The organism is Bradyrhizobium sp. P2_E8, from assembly GCF_056403875.1.
The window spans coordinates 1-993 of the sequence record NZ_JBFUES010001619.1 but is presented as its reverse complement, the minus strand read 5'-3'; the positions used below and the strand labels follow the sequence as shown (position 1 = coordinate 993).

Sequence of the window (993 nt, the reverse complement as noted above, 5' to 3'; positions counted from 1 at the left end):
ATCCAGCATCTGGCCGGCATGAAGGACTCCAAGGTGATCGTCGCGATCAACAAGGACGAGGMCGCGCCGATCTTCCAGGTCGCCGATTACGGCCTGGTCGCCGACCTCTACCAGGCGGTTCCGGAGCTGACCGCCGAACTCGGCAAACTCGGCAAGTAAAAGACGTTCAAAACACCGGCCGGAGGTATAAACTCCGGCCGGTGTTGCATTTATGAGGCGTTTTCTTTGGCGTGGGGCACGCCGGGGGAGCGATCCAATCTAGGTTTCGAGCCCAGGTTCTGATTAAATCACGGTTCTGATCAAATCAGACCTCCCGGCTTGGGGGATAGACAGGCGCGATATGCGCGCCGTTCCGGTGGATGACATTATGGCGGCAGTGATCAAGAAGGTCGGCGTGATCGGCGCGGGTCAGATGGGCAATGGCATCGCGCATGTTGCGGCGCTGGCTGGCTTCGACGTGGTGCTCAACGACGTTTCGGCCGATCGCCTCAAGTCGGGCATGGCCACCATCAACGGCAATCTGGCCCGCCAGGTCTCCAAGAAGGTCGTCACCGAGGAGGCCAAGACCAAGGCGCTGTCGCGCATCGTGGCCGCCGAGAAGCTCGACGACCTCGCCGACTGCGATCTCGTGATCGAGACCGCGGTCGAGAAGGAGGAGGTCAAGCGCAAGATCTTCCACGAGCTCTGCGCCGTGTTGAAGCCCGAGGCGATCGTCGCCTCGGATACGTCCTCGATCTCGATCACGCGCCTTGCCGCCGCCACCGACCGGCCCGAGCGCTTCATCGGCATTCACTTCATGAATCCGGTGCCGCTGATGGAGCTGGTGGAGCTGATCCGCGGCATCGCCACCGACGATGCGACCTTCGAGGCGTCCAAGGAATTCGTCGCCAAGCTCGGCAAGCAGGTCGCGGTCTCCGAGGATTTCCCGGCCTTCATCGTCAACCGCATCCTGCTGCCGATGATCAACGAGGCGATCTACACGCTGTACGAAGG

General features: G+C 61.6%; 1 protein-coding gene and 1 pseudogene. Both read left to right on the top strand.

The window, feature by feature from the left end; all coding sequences use genetic code 11:
* Positions 1-159, top strand: a pseudogene (locus AC1D00_RS42775) (electron transfer flavoprotein subunit alpha/FixB family protein); the annotation flags it as partial.
* 208 nt (positions 160-367) lie between these two features.
* Positions 368-993 (top strand): 3-hydroxyacyl-CoA dehydrogenase NAD-binding domain-containing protein (locus tag AC1D00_RS42770; RefSeq protein ID WP_477014872.1); only part of this gene is annotated, 626 nt, incomplete at its 3' end.